The sequence below is a fragment of the Polaribacter sp. HA6-7 genome, assembly GCF_055693625.1.
The window spans coordinates 2964459-2983558 of sequence record NZ_CM146338.1 but is presented as its reverse complement, the minus strand read 5'-3'; the positions used below and the strand labels follow the sequence as shown (position 1 = coordinate 2983558).

General features: G+C 31.9%; 19 protein-coding genes and 3 pseudogenes. All 22 read left to right on the top strand.

What is annotated here, in order from left to right:
• Positions 1 to 273 (top strand): glycoside hydrolase family 78 protein, encoded by a 273-nt coding sequence (locus tag ACZ1HD_RS16665; protein WP_472688092.1) that lies wholly within the window; start codon positions 1 to 3, stop codon positions 271 to 273.
• 125 nt (positions 274 to 398) lie between these two features.
• Positions 399 to 2099 carry an alpha-L-rhamnosidase-related protein gene (locus ACZ1HD_RS16660; protein WP_472688091.1) on the top strand — a complete coding sequence of 567 codons (1701 nt, stop codon included), beginning with the start codon at positions 399 to 401 and terminating at the stop codon, positions 2097 to 2099.
• A 296-nt stretch (positions 2100 to 2395) separates the two neighbouring features.
• Positions 2396 to 2869, top strand: coding sequence for a hypothetical protein (locus ACZ1HD_RS16655; protein ID WP_472688090.1), 474 nt, complete (start codon positions 2396 to 2398; stop codon positions 2867 to 2869).
• A 101-nt stretch (positions 2870 to 2970) separates the two neighbouring features.
• Positions 2971 to 4656 carry a T9SS type A sorting domain-containing protein gene (locus tag ACZ1HD_RS16650; RefSeq protein WP_472688089.1) on the top strand — a complete coding sequence of 562 codons (1686 nt, stop codon included), beginning with the start codon at positions 2971 to 2973 and terminating at the stop codon, positions 4654 to 4656.
• A gap of 33 nt (positions 4657 to 4689) precedes the next feature.
• Complete coding sequence (locus ACZ1HD_RS16645; RefSeq protein WP_472689443.1) at positions 4690 to 4860, top strand: hypothetical protein; 171 nt, start codon at positions 4690 to 4692, stop codon at positions 4858 to 4860.
• A 129-nt stretch (positions 4861 to 4989) separates the two neighbouring features.
• Positions 4990 to 5199, top strand: a complete 210-nt coding sequence (locus ACZ1HD_RS16640; RefSeq protein ID WP_472688088.1) for a hypothetical protein — start codon at positions 4990 to 4992, stop codon at positions 5197 to 5199.
• 5 nt (positions 5200 to 5204) lie between these two features.
• Positions 5205 to 5522, top strand: a complete 318-nt coding sequence (locus tag ACZ1HD_RS16635; RefSeq protein ID WP_472688087.1) for a hypothetical protein — start codon at positions 5205 to 5207, stop codon at positions 5520 to 5522.
• 130 nt (positions 5523 to 5652) lie between these two features.
• The gene (locus ACZ1HD_RS16630) at positions 5653 to 5970 is read left to right on the top strand and encodes a hypothetical protein (protein ID WP_472688086.1); all 318 of its coding nucleotides are present in this window, start codon (positions 5653 to 5655) and stop codon (positions 5968 to 5970) included.
• A pseudogene (locus ACZ1HD_RS16625) lies at positions 5961 to 6161 on the top strand (sugar-binding domain-containing protein); the annotation flags it as partial. The gene ACZ1HD_RS16630 and the pseudogene ACZ1HD_RS16625, both read left to right, overlap by 10 nt.
• Before the next feature lie 63 nt (positions 6162 to 6224).
• Positions 6225 to 7475: a glycoside hydrolase family 2 TIM barrel-domain containing protein gene (locus tag ACZ1HD_RS16620; protein WP_472688085.1), complete on the top strand. Its 1251-nt coding sequence runs from the start codon at positions 6225 to 6227 to the stop codon at positions 7473 to 7475.
• Between the two features lie 37 nt (positions 7476 to 7512).
• Positions 7513 to 8598 carry a DUF4982 domain-containing protein gene (locus ACZ1HD_RS16615; protein WP_472688084.1) on the top strand — a complete coding sequence of 362 codons (1086 nt, stop codon included), beginning with the start codon at positions 7513 to 7515 and terminating at the stop codon, positions 8596 to 8598.
• A 172-nt stretch (positions 8599 to 8770) separates the two neighbouring features.
• Complete coding sequence (locus ACZ1HD_RS16610; RefSeq protein ID WP_472688083.1) at positions 8771 to 8995, top strand: hypothetical protein; 225 nt, start codon at positions 8771 to 8773, stop codon at positions 8993 to 8995.
• Positions 8955 to 11042 carry a glycoside hydrolase family 3 N-terminal domain-containing protein gene (locus ACZ1HD_RS16605; RefSeq protein WP_472688082.1) on the top strand — a complete coding sequence of 696 codons (2088 nt, stop codon included), beginning with the start codon at positions 8955 to 8957 and terminating at the stop codon, positions 11040 to 11042. The genes ACZ1HD_RS16610 and ACZ1HD_RS16605 overlap by 41 nt, the downstream gene beginning before the upstream one ends.
• Before the next feature lie 6 nt (positions 11043 to 11048).
• Complete coding sequence (locus ACZ1HD_RS16600) at positions 11049 to 12170, top strand: glycoside hydrolase family 88/105 protein (RefSeq protein ID WP_472688081.1); 1122 nt, start codon at positions 11049 to 11051, stop codon at positions 12168 to 12170.
• A gap of 215 nt (positions 12171 to 12385) precedes the next feature.
• Positions 12386 to 12985 carry a glycoside hydrolase family 3 N-terminal domain-containing protein gene (locus tag ACZ1HD_RS16595; RefSeq protein WP_472688080.1) on the top strand — a complete coding sequence of 200 codons (600 nt, stop codon included), beginning with the start codon at positions 12386 to 12388 and terminating at the stop codon, positions 12983 to 12985.
• Between the two features lie 16 nt (positions 12986 to 13001).
• Positions 13002 to 14154, top strand: a pseudogene (locus ACZ1HD_RS16590) (glycoside hydrolase family 3 C-terminal domain-containing protein); the annotation flags it as partial.
• Between the two features lie 180 nt (positions 14155 to 14334).
• On the top strand, positions 14335 to 14574 hold the full coding sequence (locus ACZ1HD_RS16585) for a fibronectin type III-like domain-contianing protein (protein ID WP_472689392.1): 240 nt from the start codon (positions 14335 to 14337) through the stop codon (positions 14572 to 14574).
• A 231-nt stretch (positions 14575 to 14805) separates the two neighbouring features.
• The gene (locus tag ACZ1HD_RS16580; protein ID WP_472688079.1) at positions 14806 to 14973 is read left to right on the top strand and encodes a hypothetical protein; all 168 of its coding nucleotides are present in this window, start codon (positions 14806 to 14808) and stop codon (positions 14971 to 14973) included.
• A 173-nt stretch (positions 14974 to 15146) separates the two neighbouring features.
• Positions 15147 to 15614, top strand: coding sequence for a hypothetical protein (locus ACZ1HD_RS16575; RefSeq protein WP_472688078.1), 468 nt, complete (start codon positions 15147 to 15149; stop codon positions 15612 to 15614).
• The gene (locus ACZ1HD_RS16570; protein WP_472688077.1) at positions 15560 to 16294 is read left to right on the top strand and encodes a heparinase II/III domain-containing protein; all 735 of its coding nucleotides are present in this window, start codon (positions 15560 to 15562) and stop codon (positions 16292 to 16294) included. Before ACZ1HD_RS16575 ends, ACZ1HD_RS16570 begins: the two co-directional genes overlap by 55 nt.
• A gap of 5 nt (positions 16295 to 16299) precedes the next feature.
• Complete coding sequence (locus ACZ1HD_RS16565) at positions 16300 to 17220, top strand: hypothetical protein (RefSeq protein WP_472688076.1); 921 nt, start codon at positions 16300 to 16302, stop codon at positions 17218 to 17220.
• A 136-nt stretch (positions 17221 to 17356) separates the two neighbouring features.
• A pseudogene (locus tag ACZ1HD_RS16560) lies at positions 17357 to 19099 on the top strand (RICIN domain-containing protein); the annotation flags it as partial.
• Position 19100: the final 1 nt, after the last annotated feature.

Genomic DNA, 19100 nt, shown 5'->3' with positions numbered 1-19100 from the left:
TTGATAAGAGCTCCAGAAACTGATGTAGAAATTTTTGATTTAAAACCGGAATTTGGTTGGACAGTTCCGTTAGGTGCAAAATACCAAGGAGCATATCAAATTTTAGTGGCTTCTAGCAAAGAAATTATCGACGCTAATAACGGAGATGTTTGGGATAGTAAAAGAGTCGCATCATCAAAATCTACAGATGTAGAATATGAAGGTAAAGATTTAGAAATAGGAAAAACGTATTTCGGAAAGTTAGAATTTGGGACGAAGCAAACAGACTGGTAGATTATGCAGCACCTCAGAAATTTACTACGGGTAAAAGCAGTAGCTATATTATATCGACAGAAAATAAATTTATTACTGCTAAAATAAAACCTAAAAAGTTTAAAAAATTAGGGAATTTATATGTTATGGATTTTGGAAAAGCAGCTTTTGCTACACTTAATTTTAACTACAATGCAAAAACACCGCATACACTTACTGTAAGAGTTGGAGAAATGGTTAATGATAATGGAAGTGTAAATAGAACGCCTCCAAAAGTTAGTAATATTCGTTATCAAGAATTAAAGGTAGATGTAAAACCAGGAAAAACTCAATATCAGATTCAAGTACAAACGGATGAAAGAAATACAAGGCCTAATAAGGCAATACCTTTACCAAAAGGTTTTCCTCCTTTAGTTCCTTACAGATATGCAGAAATAGAAGGTTTTCAAGGAGAATTAAAAGCAGAAGATTTTACGCAATTAGCCTTTCATACCTATTGGGATGAAGATGCAAGTAGCTTTAAGAGTAATAATACTATTTTAGATCAAGTTTGGGATTTATGTAAATACTCAATCAAAGCAACAACTTTTAATGGGTTGTATGTAGATGGAGACAGAGAACGTATTCCTTATGAAGCAGATGCATACTTAAATCAATTAAGTCATTATACAACAGATAGAGAATTTGCTATGGCAAGAAGAACTATCGAGTATTTTATGCAACATCCAACATGGCCAACAGAATGGCAACAACATGTTCCGTTATTAATCTATGCAGATTATATGTACACAGGAAATACGGAGTTGGTAGAGCGTTATTATGATGCATTAAAACACAAATCTTTGTATGAATTATCTAATGAAGACGGTTTAATTACTTCGACTAAAGTTGATAAGGCATTTATGAAAAAGTTAGGTTTTCCTGATGGATATAAAAAACCTTTAACAGATATTGTAGATTGGCCAGGTAAAAACTTTAACAGAAGTAAAACAAAAGGAGAGCGTGATGGGTTTGTATTTAAACCTTACAGTACAGTAATTAACTCATTTTTCTATGAAAACATGAAGATTATGGCTGAATTCGCTAAAATCTTAGGAAAAACTCAAGAGGCTTTAGATTTTGAATACAGAGCAATTAAAGCTAAAAAAGCAGTAAACGAACAAATGTTTGATAAAAAACGAGGAATTTATGTTGATGGAATAGGCACAGATCACGCTTCTTTACATGCAAACATGATGCCTTTAGCATTTGGTTTAGTGCCAGAAGAACATTACGAGTCTGTAGTGAATTTTGTAAAATCTAGAGGAATGGCTTGTAGTGTTTACGGAGCTCAATTTCTAATGGATGGATTATACAATGCAGGTGAAGAAGATTATGCTTTAGACTTATTAACAGATACTTCATCTAGAAGTTGGTATAATATGATTAAAATTGGTTCAACAATTACTTTAGAAGCTTGGGATAATCAATATAAAAATAACTTAGATTGGAACCATGCTTGGGGTGCAGTACCTGCAAATGTAATTCCTAGAGGTTTATGGGGTATAAAACCAAAAACAGCTGGTTTTGGTGTTGCTACTATTAAACCTCAAATGAGTAAGTTAAAAAAGAGCTCTATAGAAGTGCCTACCGTTAGAGGAACAATAAAAGCAAACTATACTTATAATGGTAAGAGGTTGCAAACCTACGAAATTGAAATTCCAGGTAATATGGTAGCAGAGTTTTCTTTAAATGGTTCAGAAGGAAAAGAATTTATTCATAACGGAAAAAGTGTTCCTTCTGCATTTAAAGTAGTAAGGTTAACACCAGGTAAACACACAATTCAATTAAAGATTAACTCGTTTTAAAAAATTAAAATATAAACTTTTAAAAAGCAACCTTAAAGTGTAAAAACTTAAAGGTTGCTTTTTTTATAAACGATAATTTTTCTTCCCGTAAACATTAATTACTAATACATTTGGTAACATACTTTCAATTAGAATATGTGATATTTTAACCTAAATATTTACAATATTATCCCTAAAACATAATAGTACAGGACACTACTATGTTTCTAAATTGTTAAAATTGTGTTAATTAACAATACTAATCTTACCTAATAATTCATTTCCCTCCAATGTTATTAGGTTTAATAAACACAATTATGAGAAAAATTTTACAAAAATTATTTTTTGCTGTACTTGTTATAAATTGTTCTGCATTTTATAGCCAAACTACATTACCTGGAACCATTGAGGTTGAGAATGGTGATCTTTCACAAAATAACAACCATTTTGAGCGAAATATTGTAGGGTCTGGAAATGGAGGAACAAATAATATAGTATTAGGATTTAGAAAAACCCGTACCGAAGCGGTTGATGGAGATGGTGAAAGTGGTGCTGGTGTAAACGGTACTATAATTAATAATGTAACAGTTACAGCAGATGGGAATTATGATTTTACATTCACGTATTTCAAAAATTCAAACGACAATACAATAACAATAAATTCTACAGATGCCACTGGAGGCAACTCTACCACATTGGCTTCATTTACTTTAATTAGAAACGATGCTTCGGAAACAATACAGCTACAACTAGTAGTTATGGCACACAAACAGTTACAGGTGTTGCTTTAACTACAGGTATAAATTATATTACAATAACAAATGCTGCATCAGCAATTCTTAATTTAGATAATATTATAGTAACTGCTTCATCTGCTGCTATTCCGCCAACAATGACATCTAATGGAACAGGAAATTGGAATGAAGCTTCGACATGGACCGTGTCCGGAACAGCTGCAACTACACCAAGTACAACACCAACCGCAGAGTATGACGTTGTAATAGGTGCGCATATAATAACAATACCATCTGGTATGGGAGTCGCAGAAGCAAAATCAATTACATGTGCAGCTGGTCAAGGTGGGCAATTAATTTTAAGACAAAATAATACTTTAACAGTTACTGATGATATTTCTTTTGATAAGTCTAATGATGGAATGATTTTGTACGCCCAAAACGGTAACTTTTCTACGGTAACTTTTGGTGGGTCTTATCTCTCTGGTAAGAAAACAACTATTATCAAAAGATTATCAGAAGATAAATGGACTTTAGTTTCATCAGGTTTAAATAATTCAAAACAATTTAAAACATTAGATGATAGTAGAAATTACACAGTTAAAGTGGGCACTAAACATGCTTTTGGTTCTTATGATGATTCTAGACCTGCATTTGATGCGGCGGCACCAGCAGGCACAACTGGTAAATACGTATACGTTAATGATGGTTATGGTACAGGACCTACTTGGGGTAGTGGAATAGGTTGGGCTACAAAATCAGATGAAGACCCAGCTAATACTTCAGATAGTAAGCACGATGTGGTTTTTCAAGGAGATTTACACTCTGCAGATGTTCCTGTTTCTCTAGCTAATGCAGGTTTCAATTTGGTAGGAAATCCTTACCCAACTTATTTATATGGAAACGATGATACCGTAGAAGCAACCAATAATGTATTAACTGTAAATGCTGATAAATTAACAGAACCTACCTTATGGTTTTGGGATTCTGATAATGAAACATGGATTACAAAGAATCAGTCTAGTGGCGCATATCATATCAGTCCTCTTCAAGGATTCTTTGTTAAAACAAATGCAGCATCTACGTCTTTTAGTTTCACCGAGGCAATGCAGACACACACATCTAATAGTGATACATTTTTAAAATCTTCTAGCAGCAATTTTTCTATCGATTTATCTATAGAAAATGAAGGAAGAACTACAAGCACTTTAGTTAATTATTTAGAGAACACAACTACTTCTTTTGATAATGGTTTTGATAGCTCAACATTTGGTGGTTATTCTTCTACTTTAGAAGTTTATACACATCTTTTAGATGATAACACGAGTAAAAAATTAGCAATTCAATCTTTACCTAATAATAATTTAGAAGATATGATTGTACCTGTAGGAATTTCTGCAGCAGTAAATTCAGAAATTTCTTTTACTGCAGAAACTTTAAATGTACCAACTGGTTACAAAGTGTTTTTAGAAGATAAATTAAAAAATACGTTTACAAGATTAGATGAAGCGGATGCTAAATATACTACTACAGTATCAGAAAAGATAACAGACGGACGTTTTTACATACATACTTCTGCTAAAAATGTTTTAAGTACAGAATCAGAATTATTAAATAGCATTAGTTTATATAAATCTAGTAATACAACTTTAAAAATTGTTGGTTTATCTCAAGGAAAAATTAATTTAAAATTATACAATGTTTTGGGGAAACAAGTGCTAAGTCACTCTTTTAGTGCTAATGGTGTTAAAGAAATTTCTTTGCCAAAATTGTCTAAAGGTGTTTATGTTGTTCAATTAGAAACTGAAACTGGAAAACTGAACAAGAAGATAGTTTTAGAATAATCGATTATTAATTAACGTCAAAAACAAAACACCATGAATAAAAACATAAAAAACACCCAAAATAAAGAGCAAGACATTACACGTAAAGAAGCTATAAAAAAAATAGGTAATTATGGTAAATATGCAGCATTAACTGCTTTAGGAACCTATATGATATTAAATCCTCAAAAATCTCAAGCTCAAAGTCCGAAGCACCTGGAGTAGGATTTTAATGTTAAAACTAATTCAAATAAAAACACCAACTAATTTTAAGTTGGTGTTTTTTTGGCCAAACACAACAGGATAAAGTTTTGTTTTACTATTTCTAAATTTACTTTTGATAAGTAGTAATAGATGAAAATAAATAAACTAATCACAATATTTTTATTGACAATTTTTACATTTTTAGGATGTAAAACCAATCAATTTTTAAGAAATAATATTAATACCAAAGACTATGTTTTTATCGAGGCAGAAAAAACAGCATCAGATTTACAAAAATGGCAATTGGTTAAAAAAGGTGACCAAAATTATATAGAAAGAGCTTCGGAGATGCTTATTTAGAATTTATGGGAAATAAACCCATTACCGGAAAACCCAATTCTCCTTTAATTTATCAGTTTACTGCACCTAAAACAGTAGATTTTCAATTAATGCTAATGTCTAGTAAAAGATTAGAAGGTGTAAAAAGCGATTGGTGTAATGATGCCTTTGTTCGACTTTCTGGAAATTATGAATCCGGATCAAAATTATCAAAGCAAGTATTGCAAAAAAACATCAAAATTTTACAAGATGGTAATGATGAAACTCCGAATTACAATGGCATTGGGCATCTACTGCAGAAAAAGACAGACATGTTTATAACAAGTTTATTTACAAACTTATAAAAGGAGAAAAATATACAATAACGCTTTCAGGAAGATCAAAACGATTTAGTGTCGATTATATACTTCTTTATAACACAGCAAAATTTAACAATCAAAAAGCTAAAGAAATTTTTAAAATTCAATAATAAAAATGATTAAAAAATCAATAATTGTACTTGCATTTATATGTTATGTGTTGCAATTAAATGCGCAACAGAGTAGAACAAAATACAATTTTAATCCAGATTGGAAGTTTATAAAAGCAAATCCTACAAATGCACAAGCTGTAGATTATGATGATGCAAGTTGGTCTACAATAAGCACGCCTCATACTTTTAATGATACAGATACTTTTGATGATTTAAGTATTGGTAAACATATAGGAGAGAAAAATCAATTTAGAGGAACAGTTTGGTATAGAAAACATTTTAAAGTGCCAAAAACAGATTCGGTAAAAAAATCTACATAGAATTTGAATCTGTTCGTCAAATAGCGGATGTCTACATTAATGGAAAACATCTAGGAACCAATAAAACAGGTTTTATTCCTTTTGGATATGACATATCTCAATACCTAAATTATGGAGATAAAGAGAATATCATAGCAGTAAAAGTAAACAATGATAGAGGAGAACATTTTAGAGAAAATTTTCCTTTAGTTTGGCATCATGAACATTGGCACCCTAATCATGGAGGAATCTATAGAAATGTATTTTTACATGTTATGAATCCTGTTCATATTACTTTGCCTTTATATGATAATTTAAAAACAGTAGGTACTTATGTTCACGCAGAAAACATATCGAAAAAGAAAGCAGATATTTATGTTTCTGCAGAAGCAATCAATGAATCATCAATAGAAAAAACAATCACTTTTGAAGCTAAAATTATTGATGCTGATGGAAAAATAGTAACTACTTCAAAGAATAAAAAAGTATTACAATCAGGAGAAACTTTTACCTTTTCAACAAAAAATAAAGTAAAAAAACCAAATTTATGGTACACTCGTAAACCATACATGTATAAAGTTGTTACTACATTAAAAGAAGGTGAAATAGAATTAGACTCTTACACAACGCCTTTAGGAATTAGAACTTTTAAGTTTGATAAAGACACAGGTTTTCATAATAATGGTGAGTATGCTAAGCTACATGGTTGGGGACAGAAACCTACTGCAGGTTGGGCAGGTTTAGGAGCTGCACAACCAGATTGGTTAAAAGAATTTACCTATCGTTTAATGGATGAAGCTGGTGGTAATTTTATACGTTGGGGACATTGTGCAGGTTCTCCAGCAGAAATTGCAATGGGAGACAAATATGGTTTTGTAACTTTAATGCCAGGAGTTAGTGGAGAATCTCAAGATGAAGGTGAAACTTGGGATATTAGAATTAATGCTTTTAGAGACATGATTGTGTATTACAGAAATCACCCATCTATTTTTATTTGGGAAGGTGGTAACTGGGCAGAAACCGAAGCACATTATAAAGAAATTTTAAATATTATTAAGACTTATGATCCTCACGGAAAACGTTTAATGGGAAATAGAAGAGCAGATGTAAAAGAAGATTCAGAACCATATATTTCTATTGAAATTGGTACAGAAGGTTGGCAAAGAGAATATGCGCATTTACCGCTAATTGAAAGTGAATATTTAAGAGACGAAGGTGCAAGACGCGTTTGGGATAAATTTACTCCTGATGACAATTTTTGGACCCATCCTAACATCTCAAGAAATGTGTATAAAATTGGTTCAGAAATTTTTGCGATTCGTCAAGTAGAAGATTGGTGGGATAAAATGGGAAAGAAATCGTATCATAGTGGAGGTGCTAATTGGGTGTTTTCAGATGGTACTCATGGTGGAAGAAATCCAACAGAAGTTACCGGAGCAAGTGGCGAGGTAGATGCTGTAAGATTAAAAAAAGAAGCTTTTACACCACAAAAGCAATGTGGAGACCAGAAGCTCAAATTCATGTAGTTGGTCATTGGAATTACGAAGCAGGTACAAAAAAACAATGTATGTAGTTTCTAACTGTACAAAAGTAAAATTATACATCAACAATAAATTAATAGCAATAAATGACAAAGCTGATAGTGGGTATTTGTATAAATTCCCTAAAGTTGAATTCCAAGAAGGAGAAATTAAAGTAGAAGGTTATTTAAATGACAAATTATTGGTTTCTCAAACTAAAAAAACGGTTGGAGAATCAGTTGCAATTAAATTATCATCAACTGTGGGTCCAGAAGGATGGTTAGCAGATGGATCTGATATCGCTTTAGTTGATTTTGAAATTGTAGATAAAGAAGGTCATAGAAATCCTTTAGGCAGAAATAAAGTTGATTTTACTATTTCTGGTCCTGGAATTTGGAGAGGTGGTTACAATAGTGGAAAAGCAAATACCACAAACAATTTATTTTTAGATGCAGAAGCAGGAATCAATCGTGTGGCAATTCGTTCTATGTTACAATCTGGAGCTGTAACCATTACTGCTAGTGCAGAAGGTTTAAAATCAGATACGATTACTATTACATCTAAATCTGTAGCAATTGATAACGGATTGTCAAAATTATTACCTCAAGAATTTAAAGTTGATCCTAATTTTGAAGAACCTTTGCCAATTTACACACCAAAAACTGAACCTTACAACCCTGCAAGAGTTAACAAAAGCGATTTGTTTACCAAGTTTAGTTACACAGGAAATGGAAAAGCAGCACTCAGAAAAAATGTACATTGGGGTAAAAAAGCGTATACAGATATGGAACATAATTATACTGTAATTCCTAGATATTTGGTAGGTTCAGAATACATTAGAGTTCCGAATTCTGATGGTAAGTATTGGGCAAGAGATCAATTACAATTTATTGCAGGTAAAGACATGATTATTTATGTTGGTCATGATGATCGTGTAGAAAGACCCGTATTTTTAACCAAAGACTATAAAGATACAGGAGATGATGTTAATTTAGGAGGTGTTAAAATGTCACTTTTTAAAAGAATAGCAAAAAAAGGAGAAAGTATAATTATGGCAGGTAATAGTGATGGTGATGTTCCTGAAAATACAAGAATGTATTTTGTAATTGGAAAAAAAGTAAAAAAATAACGAATCGATTATATTATAATTTTTGGAAAGAAAAAGTTAAGGTTTCTTGTACTTTAAATACCATTATAGTACAGGATACCTTTTTTTAGTATAAAAATTATTTTTATTTTTCTTTAGAAGGATTAATAAAAAATCAAATACGAATCAATTCAATTTCAAAATAAAACAATACATGAAGAAATTACTAATTTTATCTTTAATCGCAGTTCTCTTTTATGCATGTGGAGATTCATCATCAAAAGAAAAAGATTATAAAGATAAATCTTTATCAATAGATGAAAGAGTTGACGCACTACTTCCGTTAATGTCTACAGAAGAAAAAGTAGCACAAATGCGAATTTTTCATGCCAATATTGGTGCAAAACCGAGACGAAAATGGAAATTTAAAATTATCTAAAAGAGTAATTAAAAAACTAAAATTAGGTATTGCTGGAATAAAAAATCCGGGAGAACATATAGATCCTGTGGCTGCAGCCAAAATGAATAACGAGCTGCAAAAGTATATTATAGAGAATAACAGATGGGGCATACCTGCTTTATTTGTTACAGAATCTTACAATGGTGTAGATGCTGATGGTTGTACTTTGTTTGGTCGTCCAATGACGTCTGCAGCATCTTTTAATCGAGAATTGGTGCAAAGACAATGGGATGTTGTTGGTAGAGAAGCACGTTTAAGAGGTATGCACATGTGCCACTCACCAGAAGCAGATATTGTTAGAGATCCTCGTTTTGGTAGAATGAGTGAAGCCTTTGGAGAAGATACTTATTTAACAACTCAAATGGTTAAAAATGCCATTATTGGTGTGCAAGGAAATTACAAAGGTTTAGGCGCAGGAACACATATTGGTGCTGTTGCAAAACATTTTGCAGGTTATGGCCAAGTGTTAGGAGGTTCTAATTTTGCTGCAATAGAAATTTCTGAAAGAACATTAATAGACGAAATTTATCCACCTTTTGAAGCGGCTGTAAAAGAAGCAAAAACATTAGGAATTATGGCTTCTCATGGAGATTTAAATGGAGTTGCAAGTCATGGAAATCCAGAATTGTTAACAGGAGTTTTAAGAGATGATTGGGGTTTTGAAGGTTATGTGGTTTCAGATTCTAATGATATTGCACGTTTATTTTACTTTATGGGTGTTGCAGAATCTCCAGAAGCTGCTGCACAAATGGGGCTAGAAGCAGGTATAGATATCGATTTATATGCAGAAGATTCGTATTCTTATTTACCAAAAATGGTAGAAAAAAATCCTGAATTAATGAAGTTGATTGACCGATCTGTTAAACGTGTTTTAAGAACAAAGTTTATCTTAGGTTTGTTTGATAATCCTTACATAGATTTAGAAGAAACTAAAAAAGGAGTTCGTGCAGCATCTTCTTTAGAATTGGCAAAAGAATCTGATTTAGAATCTATCATTTTATTAAAGAACGAAGAAAATACGTTGCCTTTAAATAAAAATAAATCAACAAAAGTTGCTCTTTTAGGTCCTTTATTAAAAGAGAATACCAAAGAAATGTTTGAGTCTGCTGTTGGAAATAGCAATGTGAAATTCACCGCAGAAAAAGGTTTTAATTTAACTAACGAAAAAGGTGGTGCTCCAGAATTATTAGATAGAGATCCAAAAGCGATTGCTAAATTGGTAAATATTGCAAAACGATCTGATGTGGTTGTGTTGTTTTTAGGAGGCGATAAATTTACAGCGAAAGAAGCATATTTTAGCAATAGTACTCTAGGAGACAGAGCAACTATAGATCCTGTTGGCCCACAAGATGAATTGGTAGAAAAAATTACAGCTTTAGGTAAAAAGGTAATCGTCGTTTTAAAACACAGAAGAACATTATCTATAAACACAATTGCAAAAGAAGCGGATGCTGTTTTAGATACTTGGGATTTAAGTGAATTTGGAGATCATTCTACTGCTAAAATTATTTTTGGTGATGTTTCCCCTTCAGGAAAATCTCCCGTAACCATTCCAAGATCAATAGGTCAGTTACCTTATCATTATAGCATGAAAGAAATCAACTATAAAAAAGAATATTTATTCTTAGAAAAAGGACCAATTTATCCTTTTGGACATGGTTTAAGTTATGGGAAATTTGAATATTCAGATATTAAATTATCAAGTTCAGAAATTACACCAAATACAGAAATTACTGCAAGTGTAACAGTTACTAACAACAGCAAAGTAAAAGCTAAGGAAGTAATACAAATGTATCTTAAAGATGAAATTGGATCTGTAACAAGACCAGATAAAGAATTAAAAGGATTTCAGAAGATTGAATTTGCTGCAGGCGAAAGTAAAACGATATCTTTTAAAATTACACCTAAAATGTTAGAATTTACAGGCATTTCTATGCAAAAAGTATTAGAAGCTGGAGATTATACTGTTAAAATAGGTACTTCTTCAAATGAATATTTAGAAGCAAAATTCAAATTAAAAAAATAGTCGATAATGAAAAAATCAATAGTAGTTTTATTAAGTGTTTTAACGCTTATTAGTTGCTCTAAATCGCAAACAGCAGTTGCTGAAAAAAGTGCTAATTTAGATCATACAGCAATAAAAAAATCGATGATAAAAGCCCTAGAATGGCAAGAGGCGCATCCTATTTTTGCAATTGCACCTACAGATTGGACAGCAGGAGCCTACTATACAGGTGTTGCAAGAGCACACAAAACTACCAAAAACATGATGTATATGGCTGCACTTAAAAACCAAGCATATTGGAATAAGTGGCAAACTTACGATCGCTTACACCATGCAGATGATGTAGCAATTTCGTACAGCTATTTATATGTTGCTAGAAACGAAAAAAGAAGAAATTTTGCAGATTTAGAACCTACAAAAAAGTTTTTAGACACGCATTTATTTGAAGATAATAACTGGAAAGCAGGTACAAACAAAAGTAAAGAAGACAAAACTATTTTATGGTGGTGGTGTGATGCTTTATTTATGGCTCCTCCAGTAGTTAATTTATATGCAAAACATACAAAGCAACCTAAATACTTAGAAGCAATGCATAAATATTATATGGAAGCTTATAATAGATTGTATGATAAAGAAGAAAACTTATTTGCAAGAGATATGCGTTTTGTTTGGAAAGGAACAAAAGAGGATAGAAAAGAACCAAATGGTAAAAAAGTATTTTGGTCTAGAGGAAATGGATGGGTAATTGGTGGTTTAGCGTTACTTTTAGATGATATGCCAAAAGATTACGAACACAGAGGTTTTTATGTAAGCCTTTATAAAGAAATGGCAGCTAAAATCTTAGAAATTCAACCAGAAGATGGTTTATGGAGAACAAGTTTGTTAAGTCCAGAATCTTATAATCATGGAGAAGTAAGCGGAAGTGGTTTTTACACATTTGCATTAGCTTGGGGTATTAACAATGGTTTATTAGACAAAAAACATACTTCTGCAGTAAAAAAAGCATGGATTGGTTTAGCTGCTTGCCAACACGAAGATGGTAGAGTAGGTTGGGTACAAAATATTGGTGCTTTTCCGAACCTGCATCTGCAGATAGTTGGCAAAATTTTGGTACTGGTGCGTATTTATTGGCTGGTAGTGAAATATTAAAGTTGAAGTAAATAATTTCAAAAAAATATTAAAATCGAGGGTAAAATCCTCGATTTTTTTGTGTTAAATAAACTGTGTTAAGTATTTTAATATTGTTATTTGTAAAAGTAAATCAGGACTACACAGGATAGATATTACTTTGTATAAAAGTAAATTTATAGAATATAATAACTTACTATATAATTTAGAATTTAATAAATCAATCAACAAAAAAGATGATGAAAAATATAACTGCTATCAAATTAGTTCTTTTAGTATTCCTATTAAATCTATTTAATGCATGTACATCTACTGAAGCTAATAGTTCTAATAGCAAAGAAGATGATGAAATTACTAGTAAGGTGAACGACTTATTAAGTCAAATGACTTTAGAAGAAAAAATTGCAGAAATGACCCAAGATGCTCCTGCAAACGAAAGATTGGGAATTCCGTATATGAAATATGCAGAAGCATTACATGGTGTTTGGCTTGTTTTAGATTATTATGGTAATACAACCGTGTATCCACAGGCAATTGCTGCTGCTTCTACATGGCAGCCGGAGTTGGTTAAAAAAATGGCTTCACAAACCGCTTTAGAAGCTAGAACTTTAGGCGTTACACACACCTATTCACCTAACTTAGATGTAATTTCCGGTGATCCAAGATATGGTCGTGTAGAAGAATCTTACGGAGAAGATCCTTATTTAGTATCTAGAATGGGTGTTGCATTTATACAAGGTTTACAAGGAATGGGTGAGGAAAGATTTGATGAAAATCATGTAATTGCAACTGCAAAGCATTTTATTGGCTATCCGAGAAAACAGACGTGGAATTAACGGTGGTTTTAGTGATATGTCTGAGCGAAGATTAAGAGAGGTTTATTTACCACCTTTTGAGGCTGCAATAAAAGAAGCAAAAGTTGGTGCTGTTATGCCTGGGCATCAAGATTATAATGGCGTTCCAAACCACATGAACACTTGGTTGCTAAAGGATATTTTACGTGATGAATTAGGTTTTGATGGTTTTATTGTTTCTGACAATAATGATGTTGCCCGTTTAGGAACCATGCATTTTATTGCAGAAACTAGAACAGAATCGGCTATTTTAGGTTTAAAAGCTGGTGTTGATATGGACTTGGTTATTGGAAAGAATGAGAAGTTAGCAGCATATAATACCAAAGTTTTAAAAGATACGATAACTAAGAATCCTGATTTAGAAAAGTATATAGACAAAGCAACATCTCGTATTTTAAAAGCAAAATATCAATTGGGTTTATTTGATTCTGAACCAAAAGAGATTGACACAAAAACGATTAACGCAGGTAGAAAAGAACATCAAGAATTTTCTTATGAAATGGCTAAAAAAGCAATTATTTTATTAAAAAATGATAATAATACATTGCCTTTAGACATGTCTAAAATAAAATCGTTAGCTGTAATTGGGCCAAATGCTCATGAAGAAAAACCAAAAAAAGGAACGTATTCTTTATTAGGAGGTTATTCGGCTTACCTCCATTTTATGTTTCTGCTTTAGACGGAATAAGAGCTAAAGTTGGCGATAAAGTAAAAATTAATTATGCCAAAGGTTGTGATTTATTAAGCAATTCTAAAGCAGGTTTTCCAAAAGCAATTGCAGCTGCAAAAAAATCTGATGCTGTTATTTTGGTTATTGGTGGTTCTAGAAAAACTGGCGGCGAAGGTGTAGATAGAGCTAATTTAGATTTGTATGGTGTGCAAAAAGAATTGGTAAAAGCAATTCATAAAACAGGTAAGCCAATTGTGGCCGTTTTAATTAATGGAAGACCATTGTCAATTAACTATGTTGCAGAAAATATTCCATCAATTTTAGAAACTTGGTATTTAGGTATGCGTTCGGAGATGCCATCGCAGATGCTATTTTTGGCGATGTGAATCCAGGAGGAAAATTAACAGTTTCTTTTCCGAGGTCTGTAGGTCAAGTTCCCGTTACTTATTTACAAAGACCAGATTTTATTGGATCTGGTAAAGGGTTGTTTAAAGATGCCGACAAATCTCCGTTGTTTCCTTTTGGATATGGGTTAAGCTACACAACGTTTACATACAGTAAACCAAAATTTAAAAATGCTTTAATTTCTAAAGATGAAAGCACAACAGTTTCTGTCGATGTAACCAATACAGGAAAAAGAGCTGGAGATGAAGTGGTACAAATGTATGTTAGAGACGATTATGCTTCTGTTGGGCGTTACAACAAAATGCTAAAAGGTTTTGAACGTATTTCGCTTGAACCAGGAGAAACTAAAACCGTAACTTTTACCTTAGGTTTTGATGAATTAAATATTTTAAATCAACAAATGAAAAAAGTGGTAGAACCAGGTACATTTACCATTTCAGTTGGTGCATCATCCTTAGAAAAAGATTTACATAAATCGATATTAACAGTAAAATAGAAACTCTATTTAATTCAAAAAAAGCCTTTTATAATTTTATTTATAAGAGGTTTTTTTATGTTTAAGCCCCAAGACTCTGCAGGATTAATTTATTGTTTATATAGGTTAACTTTAGGTATTAAATAAATATGTTTTAAAATGTTTAAAAAGCTAATTTTTTCGTTTATAATTTTATGTTTTTCAAGTGCTGTGTTAGCTAAGAGTTCTAATTTTTCGAGTATAAATGTAAATATGATTGCTCATTCAACAGAAAAAGGAGTGTTATTAGACACTTTAAAACATCCTCGTATTTGGGTTTCACCAAAAGATAGAAAAGGTATTTTAGATAATATTTTAAAATATACTTGGGCCAATAGTTTGTTTAGTCAATTGAAAAAAATCAATCTTCTAAATATTTAAATCATGCGAAAAATCCATCAGAAGAAATAAATTTAATACCTAGTTTACCAGGAGATAGAAAAATACATAGAACAATATTAAATGATGGTGTAGAATGTGCAATACTTTATTATTTAACAGAAGATGAAAAATATGCCCAAATAGCATCAGATATAGTATATCAATATGTAAAAATGATAAGTATTAAAGATCCTTTAAAACTAAAGTTCTACCATAAAAAGTTTAATCATTTAATACAAACAAGAGAACATTTTCCGAGAGTTGCAATGATATACGATTTTGTACAGCCCTATTTAACTAAGCCAAGTACAAAAGTTTATGATATAAGTACTAAAAATAAAGTGCGTTTTAATTTTAAAATAGCCCAAAAAGCTTTTGAAGTGATGGCAAATAATGTAATAAAATTGGGTGGTAATAATTCCAATCATCCTGTTTTAGAACTTCCGGGTGCTTTGTACGCTATAATTTGCATGGATAATAAAATAGCACGAGATCGTTATTTTGATAAAATTTTAAATGGATTGGCAAGGTCTAGGCAACCAGGAATTAATTGGATGTTAAATAGATTTAGTATAGAAGATCGCTTATGGCCGAATCTGCAGGTTATGGTAAGTTTACTCATGCTTTATTTATTCAGTTAATGAATATTATTGATAGGTATCAACCAAATTTAAAGATTATAGATAATCATAAAGACATTTTAGAAAGTGTTTTTATTTATGAAAACTTTTTATATCCAAACGGTGCAACTATGGCTTACGGAGACATTGGTAGAAGTTTTATCAATCATGCTCATATTTATAGAAATGTTTTAAAAATTGCAGAAAGAAAAGGATATACGGCGTTAAAAAATAGAGCAGCTACTGTATTGCAAAAAATTTATAAAGAAGAAGGTGGCTATAATCCAATAATAAAAAATCAAAGATTAGAATGGAACAATCCATTACAGTTATTGTGGGGTGTAAATATTGATACTTTAGTAAGTGATGCTGGTGAGCCTAAATATAGAACTGTAAAAGCAACTCACGCAGGTATTGTAATGCAACGTAATTATTATGGTAAAGATGATAAACAGAATGGTTTAATGTATTACACTGGTGGCGGTACTTATGTTCATGCGCACGCATCAGGCTTAGATATGGAGTTGTACGGATCAGGATATGTTATTGGACCAGATTACGGAGGATCTGCTAGTGGTTATGGATCTGAACTTCATGAACAATACGCTGTTTCTTATGCAGCACATAATACAATTATTGTAAATGGTACTTCGGTAGAGGCTCTAAAACAAATGGGAATAGTACATGGCAAAATATTGTAAATCCTGTGGTTTTAAAAGCTTCAGAGCCAAAACCGTATGTAAATGCTATTGCACAAAATTTTAGTTTTTCTACGCAGTTTTTAGGTGATGTTATTAATAATGTAAATCAGCAACGTACTAATAGCATTGTAAGAACTAGCGCAACTTCAGGTTATTATGTCGATATTTTTAGATCAGTTTCAACGACTAAAAATAATTTTCACGATTATTTATTTCATGGTTTAGGAGATAAAATGCAAATAAAATCGAAAAATAATAATTTGTTTATGGTAGATACTCCAAACAGATTTCAAAATGATACAGGAGATGCAAGAAAACAACCAGGTTGGAGGTGGTTTTCTGATGCTAAAACATCTTTATTAACCAGCGATCCTGTTACTACAAGATTTGATTTACAGGTTACAAAAGATTATTTACACATGAGTATTCCTGGAGGTGTTACCAAAGAATATAGTGCTGTACTTGCACCACCAACACAAGAAGTAAGTAACGGATATGATAAAAAAGACACTCAGGTTTTTATAATGCGTAAATACGGTGAAGCTTGGAATAAACCTTTTATTGCGATTTACGAACCCTCTAAAAGTAATAAGCCAACAGTAAAAAGAACAGAAAACATTATTATTGATAACAAAGTTATTGGAGTAAAAGTTATTTCTAAGGTAGATGGACAAGAAATTCAAGATATTATATTGTCAAATGATAACGATACAACAACTTTAAAATTACCCAAATTTAATATTGTTTTTACGGGTAGATTTGCGATTGTTAGAACTTTAATTAAGGCAAATAAAACTAATGTTTACATGTATTTAGGTGATGGTAAAGAACTTCAGTTTTTAGATAAAAAAATTAAGGGAGATATAGATGGTAAGGCATATTTAGAGTTTATTATGAAATATGATATATCAAAAAGTAAAAATTAAATTATATAACAGTATGTAAGTAGTTTAAATATTTGACGCTTTAATTTAATAAATACTTTGAGGTCAGGATAGGTCAGGATGGTAAATTAAAATTTTTTACGAATCTTTACCATACTAATAACGATTTATAAAACTTATGTTAATAAAAGGAATTCAGAATAATACTTTCAAATCAATACTATTTTTTGTTATTGTTTTATTTACGTTTTGTGCTTTTGCACAAGATGCGCCACCTTCTGATGGTGTTTTTAGGTTACAAAATGTAGCAACAGGAAAATATTTAACAGATGCAGGTTCAAGTGCATCTGCTGTAACGATGTCAGATTCAGGAGAAAATGTAAGTACCCATTTTAAATTTGTACAAAGTGGCTCATTTTATAATATAGATAGTGAAGTTTTAGGAATACTTCGTGCTCCTGGTGCGGGTGGTCCTGGAGGTGCTTATGTAGTTGTTAGTACAACTAAAAGTTCACCGGCTTCAGATACAGATAAAACATGGACTATATTTCGTAATCAAACAGATGATACTTATAGATTTGGCTCTAGAACATCAGGTAGGTTTTTGTATCATGAAGAAAATGGTACTGTAACTCATACTATTGCTGCAGATACAGATAACAGAAGTAATTGGAAACTAATTCCTTTCGTAGAAGTTGCCGTAGAAGCAGCTTCAGACGAAGATACAAGTACAGATCTTAATTGTCCATCCTCCGGAGAATTTGAAAATAATAGTACTAGAAATGTAGATATATCTAATCCTGTAAATGTAGGAACTGCAGATGATAGAAGTTGTTATTCTGATTATTCAGAAAGTACTGTAAACAATAAAACGTGGGGTGTTTACAATATTACTGCTGGTTCTAACCATTGGGATGGCGCTACATTACAACCAAGAATAGAGCGTTCTATGCCAAGATCTGGAGAAACTGGCGTGGGTAGTTTTGCAAGATTTAACGGAACTTTTAGAATTCTAGAAGTAGGTGAATTATCAGGTAATGGAACTGGTAGCCAAGATGGAAGTTATTTAGCACAAGCAAAAGGAAAACATTCGGCGGTGGCGGTTCTAATGACCCAGCAATTTGCTTGTATTTAGCAAAAGCTGTTTATGGCACTGGTATTAATGCAGACAAACAAGTAGCTTTTAATATATATGCAGAACGTATTTTAGAAAGAGGAGGAGAAGGCAGTGGAAGAGAAGTTGTTTTTCTAAAAAGAGTAAATAAAAATGAAGAAGTTGATTTTCAATTAGAAGTTGGTTTTAGAGCAGATCCAAATGATCCAGCAAAAAAAATACATTATTGTGATGCTATAATTGGAGGAGAAGCTTTTAATTATAACATTCGAGAACCTGAAAGAGGTTTAGAATCGGGGATAAGATATGGTGCGTATCGAGTTAAAGGAGGTAGAGCTCAGTTTAGATGGGCAAACACTACATATCAAAAAGTAGAAAAAGAAGATAGCAATGTAGCAGAACCTTCTGATGATATTTTTAGATTAAGAAATGTAGCAACAGGCAAATTTTTAACAGATGCCGGTTCTAGTGCAACACCAGTTACAATGACAGATTCTGGAGATGCAACGAATACTCATTGGACTTTTGTGAAATCTGGAGATTATTTTAATATAGATAGTGAAAGTTTTGGAATAATAAGAGCTTTAGGAACAGGAGGAGTAGTTAGTACATCTAAAGCTGCACCTGCTTCTGATAGCGATAAAGTATGGACTATACGAGACACTGGAACTGAGAATGTATTTAGATTTGAAGCTAGAAACAATGGAAGGTTTTTATATCATGAAGAAGATGGTAGCGTTTCTAATATTGCTGCTTCTGATAGTGACCAAAGAAGTTTTTGGGAAGCGATTCCTACAAGTCAATCATT